This is a genomic window from Bacillus infantis NRRL B-14911, assembly GCF_000473245.1.
Classification (GTDB): Bacteria; Bacillota; Bacilli; order Bacillales; family Cytobacillaceae; genus Bacillus_AB; species Bacillus_AB infantis.
Map to the genome: position 1 here is coordinate 3,394,875 of NC_022524.1, position 15,145 is coordinate 3,410,019.

17 protein-coding genes are annotated in these 15,145 nt (G+C 45.5%); 5 read left to right on the forward strand and 12 right to left on the reverse strand.

What is annotated here, in order from left to right; all coding sequences use genetic code 11:
* Positions 1–472 precede the first annotated feature (472 nt).
* Entirely contained in the window at positions 473–613 is a 141-nt protein-coding gene (locus N288_RS17240; protein ID WP_009796240.1) for a sporulation histidine kinase inhibitor Sda, read from the forward strand.
* Positions 614–704: 91 nt separating this feature from the next.
* Here the strand turns inward: N288_RS17240 and N288_RS17245 are convergent, their stop codons facing one another.
* Complete coding sequence (locus tag N288_RS17245) at positions 705–1,490, reverse strand: phosphatidylserine decarboxylase (protein WP_035403641.1); 786 nt, start codon at positions 1,488–1,490, stop codon at positions 705–707.
* A gap of 125 nt (positions 1,491–1,615) precedes the next feature.
* Here N288_RS17245 and pssA point away from each other — a divergent pair, with 125 nt between their 5' ends.
* On the forward strand, positions 1,616–2,155 hold the full coding sequence (pssA, locus tag N288_RS17250; protein ID WP_009796242.1) for a CDP-diacylglycerol--serine O-phosphatidyltransferase: 540 nt from the start codon (positions 1,616–1,618) through the stop codon (positions 2,153–2,155).
* A 53-nt stretch (positions 2,156–2,208) separates the two neighbouring features.
* Here the strand turns inward: pssA and N288_RS17255 are convergent, their stop codons facing one another.
* Positions 2,209–4,005, reverse strand: coding sequence for a M3 family oligoendopeptidase (locus N288_RS17255; protein WP_009796243.1), 1,797 nt, complete (start codon positions 4,003–4,005; stop codon positions 2,209–2,211).
* Positions 4,006–4,112: 107 nt separating this feature from the next.
* The gene (locus N288_RS25425; RefSeq protein WP_009796244.1) at positions 4,113–4,253 is read right to left on the reverse strand and encodes a hypothetical protein; all 141 of its coding nucleotides are present in this window, start codon (positions 4,251–4,253) and stop codon (positions 4,113–4,115) included.
* Between the two features lie 489 nt (positions 4,254–4,742).
* Here N288_RS25425 and N288_RS17265 point away from each other — a divergent pair, with 489 nt between their 5' ends.
* The gene (locus N288_RS17265) at positions 4,743–5,711 is read left to right on the forward strand and encodes a F510_1955 family glycosylhydrolase (RefSeq protein ID WP_009796247.1); all 969 of its coding nucleotides are present in this window, start codon (positions 4,743–4,745) and stop codon (positions 5,709–5,711) included.
* A 41-nt stretch (positions 5,712–5,752) separates the two neighbouring features.
* Here the strand turns inward: N288_RS17265 and sigK are convergent, their stop codons facing one another.
* Positions 5,753–6,475, reverse strand: coding sequence for an RNA polymerase sporulation sigma factor SigK (gene sigK / locus N288_RS17270; protein ID WP_009796248.1), 723 nt, complete (start codon positions 6,473–6,475; stop codon positions 5,753–5,755).
* A 193-nt stretch (positions 6,476–6,668) separates the two neighbouring features.
* Between sigK and N288_RS25220 the strand changes: the two genes are divergently transcribed.
* Positions 6,669–6,833 (forward strand): hypothetical protein, encoded by a 165-nt coding sequence (locus N288_RS25220; RefSeq protein WP_009796249.1) that lies wholly within the window; start codon positions 6,669–6,671, stop codon positions 6,831–6,833.
* Positions 6,834–7,525: 692 nt separating this feature from the next.
* On the opposite strand, the gene N288_RS24835 is transcribed toward N288_RS25220, so the two are convergent.
* From N288_RS24835 to N288_RS17295, 6 genes are all read right to left on the reverse strand, one after another.
* Positions 7,526–7,666 (reverse strand): YrzI family small protein, encoded by a 141-nt coding sequence (locus N288_RS24835; protein ID WP_009796252.1) that lies wholly within the window; start codon positions 7,664–7,666, stop codon positions 7,526–7,528.
* Positions 7,667–8,116: 450 nt separating this feature from the next.
* A complete protein-coding gene (locus N288_RS17275; protein ID WP_009796253.1) occupies positions 8,117–8,377 on the reverse strand; it encodes a YrhC family protein in 261 nt (86 codons plus the stop codon).
* Positions 8,378–8,502: 125 nt separating this feature from the next.
* Positions 8,503–9,639: a bifunctional cystathionine gamma-lyase/homocysteine desulfhydrase gene (locus tag N288_RS17280; protein ID WP_009796254.1), complete on the reverse strand. Its 1,137-nt coding sequence runs from the start codon at positions 9,637–9,639 to the stop codon at positions 8,503–8,505.
* Between the two features lies 1 nt (position 9,640).
* Positions 9,641–10,564 carry a PLP-dependent cysteine synthase family protein gene (locus N288_RS17285; protein ID WP_009796255.1) on the reverse strand — a complete coding sequence of 308 codons (924 nt, stop codon included), beginning with the start codon at positions 10,562–10,564 and terminating at the stop codon, positions 9,641–9,643.
* Positions 10,565–10,592: 28 nt separating this feature from the next.
* Positions 10,593–11,297, reverse strand: coding sequence for a 5'-methylthioadenosine/S-adenosylhomocysteine nucleosidase (mtnN, locus tag N288_RS17290; RefSeq protein WP_009796256.1), 705 nt, complete (start codon positions 11,295–11,297; stop codon positions 10,593–10,595).
* Between the two features lie 15 nt (positions 11,298–11,312).
* Positions 11,313–11,951 (reverse strand): class I SAM-dependent methyltransferase, encoded by a 639-nt coding sequence (locus N288_RS17295; protein WP_009796257.1) that lies wholly within the window; start codon positions 11,949–11,951, stop codon positions 11,313–11,315.
* A 216-nt stretch (positions 11,952–12,167) separates the two neighbouring features.
* On the opposite strand from N288_RS17295, the gene N288_RS17300 reads away from it, so the two are divergent.
* Positions 12,168–12,377, forward strand: coding sequence for a YrzA family protein (locus N288_RS17300; RefSeq protein WP_009796258.1), 210 nt, complete (start codon positions 12,168–12,170; stop codon positions 12,375–12,377).
* Positions 12,378–12,568: 191 nt separating this feature from the next.
* Here N288_RS17300 and N288_RS17305 read toward each other — a convergent pair whose 3' ends face one another.
* Together N288_RS17305 and N288_RS17310 are read right to left on the reverse strand one after the other, a co-directional pair.
* Positions 12,569–13,261, reverse strand: a complete 693-nt coding sequence (locus N288_RS17305) for a DUF1510 family protein (RefSeq protein ID WP_022544215.1) — start codon at positions 13,259–13,261, stop codon at positions 12,569–12,571.
* A 106-nt stretch (positions 13,262–13,367) separates the two neighbouring features.
* Complete coding sequence (locus N288_RS17310; protein WP_009791708.1) at positions 13,368–15,128, reverse strand: peptidoglycan D,D-transpeptidase FtsI family protein; 1,761 nt, start codon at positions 15,126–15,128, stop codon at positions 13,368–13,370.
* Positions 15,129–15,145 lie beyond the last annotated feature (17 nt).

Sequence of the window (15,145 nt, forward strand, 5' to 3'; positions counted from 1 at the left end):
GAGTGATCCATTTCTAAAAAGATGCCTAACAGGCTGCAAATAGATGCTCGTCTTTATTCCAAAGGTTGTCTTAAACATTGTTGTTGATTTTGGGCTCATTTGAGCCGGATATTCAGCTGTGCTTTGAAATGAAATGCGTGTGAAACAGAGTTTCCCAGGAATGAGGCCAAAATCAGCATGAAGCAATGAGAAGGCCATTCCAAAAAATAACTAAATATTTTTCGACAAAATTCAAAGCGCTTCCAGCATGTGGATAACTTTATTCACAAAACCCACTATGTTTTATATAATATTTTCCCCTTTATAAACAAAATAATCACAGGTTATCCACCGGTCTATGTGGATAATCAGAACGGTTGTTCCTGCCGTTTATTTCTGATAGAGTAAGGGTACAACAAAACATCTTACATTATATGTATATAAATATGCTTTTTAGAACCGTTATTTTACCGGACAGGAGGTACGGATTTAAATGCGCAAGCTGTCGGACGAACTGCTGATTGAATCTTATTTTAAAGCCAGGGAGCTGAACCTCAGCCCGGACTTCATCCGCCTGATTGAAACAGAAATCCACAGGCGTTCATTGACACATAAGATAAGGGTTTCCTCTTAAACAACAATGATACATACACATTCCAGACAGCATGAAAGAACAGAGGGTGAGCCCAGGGCTCACCCTTTTGCTTTGCTCTATATATCAGGAATCACTGCTGCACAAATTCCCCTATTGCTTCCCCGACCTTGATATGCGCTGGAAGCTGAAGATTGTCCGCAGGCTTGAAGGTGCCTGCTTCAAATAGAAGGACCACGGTCGACCCAAAGGAGAAATAAGCCATTTCTTTTCCTTTTTCAAGCTGTTCTCCTCTATGTGTCGCTTCAATAGTATTGACAAACATCGCGCCAACCTTAACAATGGCCAGATGGCCAAAAGCGTGTGCTACCTCGGTAACAGTACGATAATTTTTGGATAGGGGAGCTTTACCATATTTCAGTCCATGCTTATTGACTGGATAGGATTTGCCGCCCAGGGTCCATTGCCCTTCTACAGTCCCTGTCACCGGGCTGTGAATGCGGTGATAATGGCTCGGGCTTAAGTAAAAAATCATATAATGACCATTCCTGTATTTCCCCAGGGCATCCTGATTGCCAAGCATTTCTTCAATGGAATAGACCTTTCCTTTTACGGTGATCATGTGGTCATCCTGAATGATCCCAATATCTTCGATCACTGCATCAACCGGGCTGCTTGCAGCAGCCGGACTTGCGTCCGCCGGGCGCAGCCCTCCCTTCAGCTGCCGGATGAAGAAGTCGTGAAGTGTAGGATATTCGTCGATGGACCTGTCCATTTCTTCCATATTAATATTATAGGCATTTGAAAATGGCCGAATCATGATGCGGCTCTTTTTCGAGCGTGCAAACCTGCGCAGAAGTGCAGAGGTTCCTTTGCCGTTAGTAAGTTCAATGAACATTCGATATATTGGACGAATCAAGGTTTCAGCCTCCAGTGTTTGAGAATGCTCTTTACGTACATGCATAAAAGACTTAAAATAAAATATTATTATATAACAAATCGAAAATAAGTTGTATCCTTTCCGGCTTATAAGGAGTGAAGAGATTGTTCATATTGGAGGTTTTTGACAGCACGGTCAAAAAATTAAAGACCCAGACAGCGAATGCTTTAACACTTCTCAATCTTTCGCTCGGCGGTTTTGCCATCATTTACAGCCTTAAGGGCAGCCTGAATCTCAGCCTTTTGCTCATTTTTATCGCTGCGCTTGCCGACCGCTTTGACGGCATGGTGGCCAGAAAGCTGAATATTGAATCAGAGCTTGGCAAACAGCTGGATTCCATGAGTGATATTATATCATTTGGCGTGGCACCGGCGTTACTCATTTATCAATCTGTTCTGTTTGATTTCGGGGCTCCCGGCTCCTTTTTCACCGTCTTTTATATAGCATGCGGTGCTTTCAGGCTGGCCCGCTTCAATATTTCAGAGAATACCGGCTATTTTACCGGGCTGCCAATTACCGCGGCAGGCTGCCTGGCCACACTCAGTTTTCTTGCTGTCCCATACTTTCCTCAGCATTTTTATTTATACCTCATGATGCTCCTTTCCCTTCTGATGATCAGCCCATTCAGGCTGAGGAAAATGTAAAAGCTAAATTGCATTTAAAAAACCGCACAGAATATGTGCGGTTTTCTTTGTTATCACTTTTCAGTCAGATTCAGGAATTCTTCTACATCGTCCATACACAGCTTTACAGCTTTTTCCCAGAAATCAGGCTTAGTCAAATCTGCATTCAAATGCTTCATCGCCAGATCCTCGACTGTCATGGAAGCTGTATCTTTAAGCAGGCTGATATATTTTTCTTCATACCCTTTGCCTTCCTCCAGTGCATTAGCATAAATGCCAAGAGAGAAAAGATATCCGAATGTATAAGGGAAATTATAAAACGGAACCCCGGTAATATAGAAGTGAAGCTTAGATGACCAGAATGACGGATGATACTCATCCAGAGCATTGGCGTAGGCTTCTTTTTGGGCATTGAGCATCAGTTCATTAAGGCGCCTGCCGCTTACCATGCCATTTTTGCGCTCATTGTAAAAGCTTGTTTCGAAAAGGAAACGGGCATGGATATTCATCAGGAGTGCCACAGAACGCTGAATTTTGTCCTCCAGCAGGGCCAGCTTTTCCTCTTCTGTTGCCGCATTTTTAACAGCTGCGTCCGCCACGATCATTTCAGCAAAGGTAGAAGCCGTCTCCGCGACATTCATGCTGTAATTCCTGTTAAGCGGATGCAGATCTTTCATGGCATAAGTATGGAAGCCGTGGCCCAGTTCATGCGCAAGCGTGGACACGTTTGAAGGAGTCCCGGAATAGGTCATGAAAATTCTGGACTGGCTGCTTTCAGGGAAGTAAGTATGGAAACCTCCTGGACGCTTGCCGGGACGGTCCTCAGCCTCGATCCACTTATTTTCGAATGCCATTTTTGAGAATGAGGTCATTTCCCCGCCAAATTTAGAGAAATGATCCAGAATGAATTCCGCTCCCTCCTGATAAGGCACCTTAGTCTCTGTAGAACCAAGCGGAGCATCAAGATCATACCAGCTGAGTTTTTCAAGCCCAAGCAGGCTTGCCTTGCGGTTCAGGAATTTTACCAGCGGCTGTTTGTTTTTGGAGATAACTCCCCACATTGCATCCAGTGTTTCTTTTTTCATCCTGTTGATTTCAAGCGGCTCTTTCAGAACATCGTCCCAGCCGCGCATTTTGTAAACATTCAGCCTGAAGCCGGCAAGATGATTTAGTGTCTTTGCCAGATAATCCTGTTCTTTGTCCCAGGCATTTTCCCATTCTTTAAATACATTCTTCCGGACACTTCTTTCCGGGCTTGAAAATTTATTGGCTGCCTGGCCGACAGACAAAAGCTGTTCCTGCCCTTTATCACTGAAAGGAATCCTGATTTTTCCGACGATTACATCATACATCTGCCCCCAGCTGTGATACCCGTCGATACCGAGTGCATTGATGAGGGATTCCTCCTGCTTGGACAGCTTTTCGGCTGCCCTTTCCCGGCGCTCTGTCAGGACGAACTCGAGCTCTGACAATCCATCCGCCTGCAGGAGCTGCTTCCAGTCCTCGTCAGAAAAACCGGCCAGCTTCTCGTCAAAATCAGTCAGCGCATTCTGAAATCCTGCACTTAGTACTGTGACTGCAGCACGGAGCTCATTGGCTTTGCTGTCAGCCATATTCTGTGCTTCAAGGCAGCTTACAAAGGCTCCTGCCTGGCGCAGTTTCTTGGTGGTGCCTTCAAATTTCCCGATCAGATTCAGCAGCGTCTGCTGATCCTGCTCTGCCGATGATGGCTGCCAGCCTTCTGTCAATGCGATAAATTCATCGATCAGCTGCTTTGTCTGATCTATATGTACGGCAAAATCCCCGGAGGAGCTTCCCCCTTCGAAAAAAACATCCAAATCCCAAACTTCTGAATATAAAGCTGTTGCCATTGCAAGTCCCCCCTTATGTATTCTAGTCTATTATAGGTTTATTTTTCCGAAATTTCTATCAATATGCATGATTATAAGGGAAGGCCGGTCCACCTTCCCCATCGCTGCTAGCAGTTGCCATAATAGGTCCATCCCCCGAACACGATCAGCAGGATCAGGAGTACGACAATCAGCGCATACCATGCGCCACCTGCCCTGTAATAAGGCACTGGCGGAGGCGGCGGATAGTACGGATATGGATAATACACTGCTCCCTTACCTCCCTTCAGACTAAGCTTCCAGATGAAAATATTCAGACTTTCTGATGTATTTTATGCTGTACAAATGCCCCTGTTTGGGCAAACATGCCGGTTTCCGCTAAAAAGAGCACAAATTTGTAGCAATTCATGGCCGGGTGAATACCCTGCATTATAGCTCACTGGAACGGGGGGTATTCCATGAAGATCATTTCCATCTGCCGGAGATGCAAAGGAACAGGCCGGTCTTCAGCTTGCAGGCTGTTCAAGAAAACCTGCTCTCTTTGCGGAGGATGCGGAAAAATAAAAATCACCATCTCAGATCGGCAAAAAAGCACTGGGCACTCATAAAGTGTTTCCTTCCTATAGAAGTACAGATTTTCAAATGGACAAGCATATGGCATCTTTAGGCTCTTTTATGTCTTTTCTGATATAATATTGTCAGCGCACAGGCTTATTGGGAAGCCTGTGCGCTGACTATACATAGCTGGAGTGGATACAATGAAGCTGAGAATAGCATTAATTCTCCTGTTTTCCTTCACCATTCTCATCATGCTGACTGGATGCACCCCTGAAAAAGAGGAGCAAAACAGCAGCCAGGAGAAGGAGCAGGAAGTGACAGAGGAAGCTTATGACATTAAAAAGGCAGAAAAACAGCAAATCAGCAATATTTATGGCCTTGGCTATCCTGGTAATGATGACGCGCTTTATACAGCAGAAGAAGATGGCCTGAAGTTCTATAAAGACGGACAATGGTTTGAGCAAAATAAAAACAAGCATATGTATACGGGCTTCCAGGCAGTCGAAAACGGATTTATCTCAAGCGGAAAGCCTGCAGAAGGAGCTGGACTAAGAAGCCCGCTCGGCATTATCAAGAGCGATGATAAAGGAGCTACCCTGTCACAAATCAAGTTTTACGGCAAAGACCAGTTTTACTTCGTGGCCGCAGGCTTCAGCGGAGAGACCCTGTATATCATAAGCCAGGAGCCTGAATCAGAGCTTGGTGCCGGTGTTTTCCGTTCCACTGATAAAGGAGAGAACTGGGAGCCGGTGGAATTGGAAGGAATGGAGTCTGATACTCTAGGAATGATAGCTGTCCACCCTTCAAAGGAAGGCATGATGGCCATGTCTACCCGCTCAGGGATCTTCCTGTCCAATGATTTCGGAAAGACGGTCCAAAAAGTCTCAGATCCTGTCATGACAACTGCACTGGCATTTACGGAGGACCGTCTGATCTATTCTTCAGTAGAAAATGAAAAAATCCTTTTAAAAAGCCTTGACCTTGCCAGTTTGGAAACTGAGGGGCTTGATATCCCTTTTCTGAGTTATGACAACCCGATTACTTATATTGCTGCCAATTATAAGAAAGCCGGCACCATCTCGTTTTCCACCTATTTATATGATATATACGAATCTGCTGATTCCGGAGCACATTGGAACCAGCTGCTGAAGAACGGAAGAATTAAATAAAGAAGAGCACTATCTCCAGTGCCCTTCCTGTTAAGCAGGGATTATTTATCCCCGCTTTTTCTTTTCTCTTTTTCTGCCCGGTAAAATTCGTGGAACATTTTCATGAGCGCCCGCTTCTCAATCCTGGATACATAGCTCCTCGATATCCCGAGCTCCTTGGCAATTTCCCTCTGGGTCTTTTCTTTCTTTAAATCAAGCCCGAATCTGCCGATGATGACTTCTTTCTCCCGGTCATCCAGCACATCAATATACTCCTTAACCTTCTCCAGTTCCATATTCAGCTGAATCGTGTTAATAACATCCTCCGACTCAGACTTCAGCACATCAATCAGGGAGATTTCATTTCCTTCTTTATCCTGGCCGATCGGATCATGGAGAGAAACATCCTTCTTTGTTTTCTTAAGGGCCCTGAGATGCATGAGGATTTCATTTTCGATACAGCGTGCGGCATAGGTTGCAAGCTTTGTGCCTTTCCCTTCCGAATAGCTTTCGATCGCCTTGATCAGACCGATGGTGCCTATAGAAATGAGATCTTCTGAATCCTCTCCCGTGTTTTCAAATTTTTTCACAATATGCGCCACAAGCCGCAGATTATGTTCAATCAGCATATTGCGTGCATGGGCATCGCCTTCCGCCATGAGCCGCAGATACTTCCTCTCGTCGGCAGCTGAGAGCGGCTGGGGAAAAGCATTGTTTTTTACATAAGAGACAAGGAAAACAATCTCCTTTACCAAATAGCCAAGTGCTGTTGCAATTCCTGACATAAATGCACCCCCGCTTTCTAGGACTATTGCCTATAACTAATTCCTATGAAAGCGTAAGCCATGTTTTGTCTGTCCCACATATATTTTTCCAAACAATCTTGCCGGGCAGTGCTGCCCGGCCAGCTGTACAGCATTAGACAAAACAGCTTATTCTCTATAAAATATAAAGACATGATATGAAAGAGGTTAAGTTATGTCACCGCAAAAATTAATCATTTTATTGGTTCTTATTATAGTCTTATTATCAACCGCAGCGGAGTTTATCTTTGAAGGGATTTCGGCAAGGGGGCTCTTCCTGCTGGCAGCGACTGCCGGCTTGACGTTTTATCTGTGGAAGCGTCCGGAGAGAGAGAAATAAGCTTAAGCGGGGATTTTTCCCGGATGAAGCAGAATAGTGGTCCTACCTCACTCCGCTGGAACCGCTATTTCCGGAATAAAGCAGAATAGTGGTCCTACCTCACTCCGCTGGAACCACTATTTCCGAATTAAAGCAGAATAGTGGTCCTACCTCACTCCGCTGGAACCACTATTTCCGAATTAAAGCAGAATAGTGGTCCTACCTCACTCCGCTGGAACCGCTATTTCCGGAATAAAGCAAAATTGTGATCCCGGCTCACAATTCCCAATTCGCTACTCAAAAAAAAGCACAAGCAGGTCCCTGGGTATCCCCCCAGTCCCGCTTGTGCTTCTTTTCAGTCACTCCGCCCCTACCTCGGCTGAGATGATCAGGCCGGCTGCACAGCAGACTACCAATCCCATTACAATCATGAACATGGTCAGCACTCCCTTGGTTTGTTATTTCCTGACTTGAATTTACCATATGGAAGCATCATGACAGCGCCCTTGTTGTGAAAGTTTTGTTAACCTTGTTTTTTAGCGGCCTTTTTCCGAAAATGCAATGTCAGCAGCAATACGTTCAATAGCATCATTCATTCCTCCCAACCGAACAGTTAGGTGGAGTCCTTCTCCACCCAAAAGATTGCTTGACGGCCCTGCATTAAATAAATCATCTAAAATTCCACCTTTCGCGAAGTATTTTTTCATTAAAGATTAAAATGGACGGTACATTGAATATTGGCGATCTTTGTTTTGGTCATGGATCTTTTTGGCTTGCTCCTGCATCATAATTTCTTCTGCAGTCATCGTTCGCTTTCTGATCGTAATGGATAAAAATAGAATATTAAGTGTCATAATGTCTCACCTCCCTTGTCATATCCTGCGGGCACGCAAAAAGGCCGCAGAGGATTATCCCCTGCGGCCTTCAAATAGACATAAAAAACCGCAGGGCACGATTCACCCTGCGGCACGGATATGCTAATTTATGCTATGCATTGAAATTAAGCGTTCCATTCCTTTAAGGCTGAATACGTGTTAAATTTAGTTGTTTTTGACTTCATTACAATTACATTGATCATTTCGTTCAGCCTCCTTTTTCCAGAAATATTCGCTTACATTGGTAAGTATATCCACTTTTAATCCTTTTGTAAACCTAAAATCTGCCTTTTTTTTAATTTTTATTTTTTTCTTATCAGGCAGCTGTAAAAAAGCAAGGAGAATAGCATTGGGAAGTATCAGGATAAGCTTTATAAAAAGTAAAAGGGCTCGGAGTATATCACCCCGAACCCTGCTATCTATAAATCTTTATTTTTTCATCAAAAATTCTTCGCCTTCATCCATCTCGCTGAGCTTGCTCCGCAGCTTTCTGGAAACTGAGAAGAAATATATAGAACCAAGCAGAAACACCATTGAAGCAGCAGCCATGATATTAAGGCTGAAAGCTTCCTTCGCTTCCTGCGGAATGATCACACCCAAATAGAAAAACGCGCCGACTGCCAGTAAAGCAATTGCAAACCTCTTATAATCTACCATTTTCTGATAAAGCTGTTTTGCATGTGTCTTCAATGCGTTCACCTACTTTTCTAAGCTATGCATCTACCATAACATAATTATGGCAGCTATTCGATGTAAATATCTGTTAAATTACTTTCTGATAAAAAAGGAGAGCCCTATTCAGGCTCTCCGCTGTTTTACTTTTCCAGTGCGTTTTTCAAGTCTTCAATCAGGTCTTCACTATCTTCAAGTCCGACAGAAATACGTACAAGCCCGTCTGTTATGCCGAGTTCAGCACGGCGCTCCGCTGGGATGGATGCATGCGTCATCCTGGCCGGCACTGAGATCAGGCTTTCAACTGCTCCAAGGCTCTCTGCCAGGGTGAAGTACTTTACCTTGCTGAGGAGCCTGTCGGCATTCTCTTCGCTGCCGACATCAAATGAGACCATTCCGCCAAAGCCCTGTGCCTGTTTTTTGGCCACTTCATGGTTTGGATGCGATTCAATGCCAGGATAGTAAACCTTGCTTACAGCAGGGTGGTTCTGCAGGAATTCAACAATTGCTTTTGTGTTTTCTTCTGTTTCTTCCATGCGCACCCCAAGTGTCTTGATTCCGCGCATCAGCAGCCAGCTGTCCTGCGGGCCAAGCACCCCTCCTGTGGAGTTCTGGACAAAATGAAGATCCTCTGCCAGCTTGCTGCTGTTCACGACTACGAGGCCGGCTACTACGTCACTGTGGCCTCCGATATATTTGGTGGCGCTGTGAAGGACAATATCCGCCCCAAGACTGATCGGTGTCTGCCAGTATGGAGTTGAGAATGTATTATCGACGATAGTCAGCAGGCCATGCTTCTTTGCAGCTGCTGCAGCCCCTTCAATGTCTGTGATTTTAAGAAGAGGGTTTGTCGGCGTCTCAAGATAGACAGCCTTTGTATTGGGCTTAATTTCAGCTTCAATGTTGTCAAGATTGCTTGTATCTACAAATGATGACTCTATCCCAAAACGGTTAAGTACTTTGGACATAACGCGGTAGGTGCCTCCGTATACGTCATCTGTCATGATGACATGGTCACCGCTGTCGAACAGCATCATAACGGCTGTAATGGCTGCCATGCCGGAACCGAAGGCAAATCCTGCCTCGCCTCCTTCAAGGTCCTTGATCAGCTCTTCAAGCGCATGCCTTGTCGGGTTTCCTGTCCTGGAATATTCAAAGCCCTTATGTCCCCCGACACCTTCCTGCTTATATGTGCTTACCTGATATATTGGAATATTGACGGCCCCAGTATGCGGGTCTCCTGCAATCCCGCCGTGTATGAGTTTTGTTTTTCTTTTCATATTAAATGCCTCCTTCGTAAATCTTCTTGCTCAAATAGCGTTCACTGCTGTCAGGGAATATCATGATGATATTCGTCCCCGGTGCTGCTTCCTTCGCTTCAGCCAGCGCTGCATGGAGGGCGGCGCCTGAAGAGCTCCCGACCAGGAGACCTTCTTTTTCTGCAGCCTCCTTCACAAGCCTGAACGCATCTGCATCAAGGACAGTATGGATGCTGCTGAAATAGGCTTCATCCATATAATCCGGCAAAAATTCCATGCCGATGCCCTCCGTTTTATGCGGCCCTGATTCTCCGCCATTCAAAATAGATCCCTCGGGCTCCACAATGACGGTTTTGATATCAGGATTTTGTTCCCTTAAGTATCTTGCCGTTCCCATGAAAGTTCCGCCAGTGCCTGCTCCTGCCACAAACACATCAACGTTTCCGGCCATCTGCTCCCAAATTTCGGGGCCAAGCGTCTTATAGTAGGTTTCAGGGTTGGCCGGATTGCCGAACTGCCTTGGACAGTAGGAGCCCGGAATTTCCTTCAATAGTTCATCAGCCTTTGCGATTGCGCCTTTCATTCCAAGCTCAGTCGGAGTATTGATAACCTCCGCTCCCAAAGCCCGCATCAAGTCCTGCTTTTCCAGGCTGAATTTCTCAGGTACGATTACTTTCAAGCTAATGCCTTTATTCAGGGCTGCCAGAGCAAGGCCAATCCCGGTATTTCCTGCTGTAGGCTCAACTACCGTACCGCCTTTTTTCAGCTTGCCGCTTTCAAACGCTTCATTCAGAAGCTCCATCCCGAGACGGTCCTTCACACTGCCTCCGGGATTCATGAACTCCAGCTTGGCAAACAGCCTGACTCCTTCAGGCACTTCGAAATGCTGAAGCTCTATGATCGGTGTATTTCCAATAAGCTCATGGACACTTTTAAAAACTTTCAAAGAGGCTCTCTCCCTTTTTTCGCCTTCCTTATGCTTTCTCTTTAAGCGAAGAAACGATTTTCATAACGAGATTTGCTGAATGCAGGGCCGCTTTCTCCAGGAACTGGTCGAATGAAACATCAGATTCTTTCCCCGCTATATCTGATAAAGACCGGATGACCACAAATGGAGTTCCAAATTGGTATGAGACCTGTGCGATTGCTGCGGCCTCCATTTCTACAGCCTGCAGATCCGTAAATTTTGTCCTTATTGCCTCGACACGCTCATGATCACTCATGAAGGAATCGCCAGTTGCAATCAGGCCCCTTACAGTTTGTATATCGCTGATTTCCCTGGCACAGTCCTCGGCAATCCTGATAAGATCCTGATCTGCCTCGAATGCTGCAGGCAGCTGGGGCACCTGTCCGTATTCGTAGCCGAACGCCGTAACATCGACATCATGGTGGCGGACTTCCGTGGAAATGACCACATCTCCGACATTAAGCTCAGGATTGAAGCCGCCGGCTGATCCTGTATTGATAATATAGTCGGGCTTGAAGCGTTCGAGAAGAATGGCACTGGACATTGCCGCATTTACTTTGCCGATCCCGGAGCGAAGGAGGATAACCTCGGCTCCATCCATTTTTCCTGAAGTGAATTCACAGCCGGCAATCGTTTCTGCTGCTGCCTCTGAAATATTTTCCCTTAATAGAGTCACTTCTTCTTCCATTGCTCCAATGATTGCTATTTTCATGATAGAACCTCTTTCTTAAATTTTTTCACCTTCCATCAGCCAGACAAAGTCATTGCAGCGGGCAAAACTTGCCTTAAAACCATTCTGTTCCAATATCCCTCTAAGGACCGGGATGGTTGTGTAATATTCACGCTGCAGATCCTCTGCAAGATTGTGGAAGCCTTGTTCTTCTGCATCTGATATCGCTTTCTTATAGGCTTCTTCAGACTCATACATTGTATCCGCAAAAACTATTTTACCACCTATCGCAAGCAGGTGGCTATATGATGCAACCGCTTCGTTCTTTTCTGCATCGGTCAAATGGTGGAAAGCATAAGTAGACACAATCGTATTGACCGGATCCTGATCAGGATAGGATAGAAAATCTCCCTCTACGATAGACGCCTGCTCCCCAAGCTTTTCCCTCGCAATCTTCCTCATGGCAGGAGAAGGCTCAGCACCAGTTACCCGGAGCCCTTTTTCCAGAAGCTTTGCCGTCAGGTTGCCAGTCCCCGGGCCGAACTCCAGTACATGACCCGATGCGCGGCCGGCTACTGCATCCAGGATCCCTTCATAATTTCTGAAAACCTCTTTATATTCAAGATCATGTCCGGTCACACTGTCATCGTATGAATCCGCCCATTGCTCAAACAGCTCAATAAATTCTTTCCCCATTTTTTTCACTCCTGTTTTTGTATACTCATAAATCCTATAAGTATACTATGAATTAAAAAGTGACTTGTTCTCAATTTATCACAGACTATTTTTTTATTCAACAGAAATCATCCAGGAACTTTCTGCACAATCCTGTCCCAAATCTGGGCCGGACTGTACAAAATCTGCGGAACTTCCTGTAAAATAAAGGTGACAAAGCAAGAAGGGAAGATTCTCATGAACTTTCAATTTGATATGATTGAAGATAAGGTTGAATTTTTTGAGGCGGAGAAATTAAAGGATCTGGAGAAGAAAATAAACGATCAGATTGAAGTAAACAAAGCGATCCTGCTGACTGTCCACCATGTCTCCCATCAAATGCATGTGGATGAGAACGGAAGGACTTACTTTTCTGCCGTCGTTCTCTTTAAATCTAAACATAAATAAAAACCGGCCCCCCGGCAATCTGTTTATACAGATCACCCGGCGGGCCGGTTTTTCCTTTAGGCTTTTTTCGTTTAGATTGCTGCTTTCGGAAAAAGACTTTCTCTTTGTAAAGAGAGCAGCTCTTTTCTTATCATGATATTTCATGGTAAGCATTAATGGAAAACAACAAAGTTTAAGAAAAGAGCCTTACTTTATTGGACGCTGTTCAGCTCTTCCATTTTAACAGGCTTCCATCCTTGTCCGTCCACCCATTCAATATAGACACGGTATTTTTCCTGCTGGTCTTTGGTGGAGACGGTACCGACCGATTGATTGGGGCCGTTATTCCCTAAGAACCAGATGGTCATATTGCTCTCAGGTATTCCAGTGGCATAGGTGATGGCCTGGACCATCTCATTCCAGTCCACGCCTTCATAGACGGCTGTGTGCTCGCCTGTCTGGGAAGTGCCGACCGGCTGCCATGAAGGATTAACAATGGTCTTTTCGACATCAGGAGCACTGCCGCCGTCGGTGACCTCTGCATCTTCCTCAATATCCTGGTCTTCTTCCGCTTCTTCTCCATTATCCTCATCTGCATTTTCAGCATCTCCGCCATCCTGGGCGGAATCCTCAGCCTGGTCTGCTTCTTCTTCCTGGCCTGCTGTTTCATCAGATGTATTATTATCATTATCCTTATCATTATTTTCTGGATCGGCTTTTTCAGACGCCGGTGCCTGCTCGGCTGCTTCATCATCATTGCCGCCCAGGAATATCGCGGCAGATACAATAATGATCAATAAGAGCACAACCCCGATCAGCGTATTTAGAATAATATTGGTTTTTCTTCTTTTAGCCCTTTTCCCTGAGCGGGATGACCCGTTTGATTCTTCGAAATTGCCATTCACGTGTTTTTCTCCTCCCCATATATATGGTTGTCAACATTCTACCATGAGTGCCGGCAAAACATGAAGGAATTTGATGTTAGAAAAACTTGCCGGCTGCGGGCTTCTTCTATTCCATTTCTTCATCAAACCCATGGACAGCTTTAACCATATCCGCAAAAAGCGGATTGACTCCCCCTTCGTTCTCTTTGACTCCAAGATTGACTGCGACAAGGGCGTATTTGGGTTTTTCGTAAGGGAAGTATCCCGCAAACCATTTATTATGCAGCTGCTCGCCATCATCGAACTGTCCTGTCTCCGCAGTTCCTGATTTGCCGGCCACTGAATATGGAAGCTCTTTGAACCATCTTCCGGTTCCTTCTTCATTGACAACAACTTCTCTCAAAAGCTTCTGCAGTTTCATAGCCGTATAAGGGGATATTTTGCCGCCCCCTAAATCTTTGGACGGAAATTTCAGCAGCGAGGTTTCATTTTTATATTCAATTTCAGAGGCAACACGAATGCTTTCTTTTTTTCCGCCTTTGGCAATGGTGGCCATCATATTCGCCACCCCAAGCGGAGTGGCCCTCACTTCATGCTGTCCGATGCCGGTCAAGGCGACAAAATTGCTGTCCTTCTTGGCATCCTCTGAGTAAAATACCCGGCCTTCATCCTCCCGCGCGAGCTGATGGAAATCAGTGAAGTGATAGATATCCCCTTCCCAGCCTGACTTTCCTGTAAGAGACAGCTTTCCGGCATAGTCCTCCAGTATGGCAGGATCTATCTCTTTCAGTTCCTTGGCAATGGTTGCAAATGTATTATTGCAGCTCCTGGCAAAGCTGTCTGTAAAATTTAGCATTCCATGCTGGTAAATCGTGTCCGGCTGGCCATTGATTTTCCGGCTGCAGTCAAACTGCCTTTCCGGGCTGTCCAGGTTATAATCAATGGCTGCAGCTGCCACCACCGTTTTAAAAACGGATCCGATAATCTGCTGTTTGGTCATTGCATTCACCAGGCCCCCGTCTTTATAAGGGGCCGTCTTATTGATCTGCGGCCTGGACACCATGGCAAGGACGGTATTATTCTCTATATCCAACAAAACCATCCCCCCATTCCGGATTCCATGCACATCTGCCAGCCGTTCTGCTTCCTCCTGAAGGGCCGCATCCAGAGTGGTTTTGATGTTGACAGGATAAAAAGGATTTGCAGGCTCGACATATTTGACGTTTATCCCAAACAGCGGGCCTCCTGCCGCATCCACATGGTAGACAAGTTTGGATTCGCCATCGGGCATCAGAAACTCATCAAAGCTTTCTTCAAGACCGGAAACGCCGATCACGGTATCTTCAGGAAGGTTTTTGCCGGGATAGCGCTTTTGCACCGCTTCTTTATTCTGTCCGGTGATGCCGATCAGCTGTTCTGCCAGATTATTGGCTAGGCTGTATTTTTTTTCAACAGCAAATACACCAGGTATCTTAAGTGAATTGATTTGTTCAGCTTGTACATCGGTCAATTCAAGAGGCTTCGGCTTGCCATAGGCAAACGGCTCTTTTGCTCCTTTGATGCTATATAAAAGGGCAGTTTCCGATATGCCTGTGATGGAGGCGACCTTTTGCGAATCCCAATCCATATTTTTTAAAAATGGAAATAAAACCAGTACAGGTATTTCCTGATGGGTCAGGGGCTCGCCATTCCTGTCCAGGAAAGAGCCTCTCCCGCTGTCGATCACCATCTCCTGGGAACGCTGCCTGACGCTGGCATCCAGAAGATTGATATTATGAGCAGAAAAGTGTTCTGCTGAAACAAGCTGGATCTGGATGAGCCGCCCGATCAGCAGAACAATCCCCAGCATGAATATACTTATGACAATGATGGCCCTTTTTTTCCACATAAAAAACACCTCGTCAA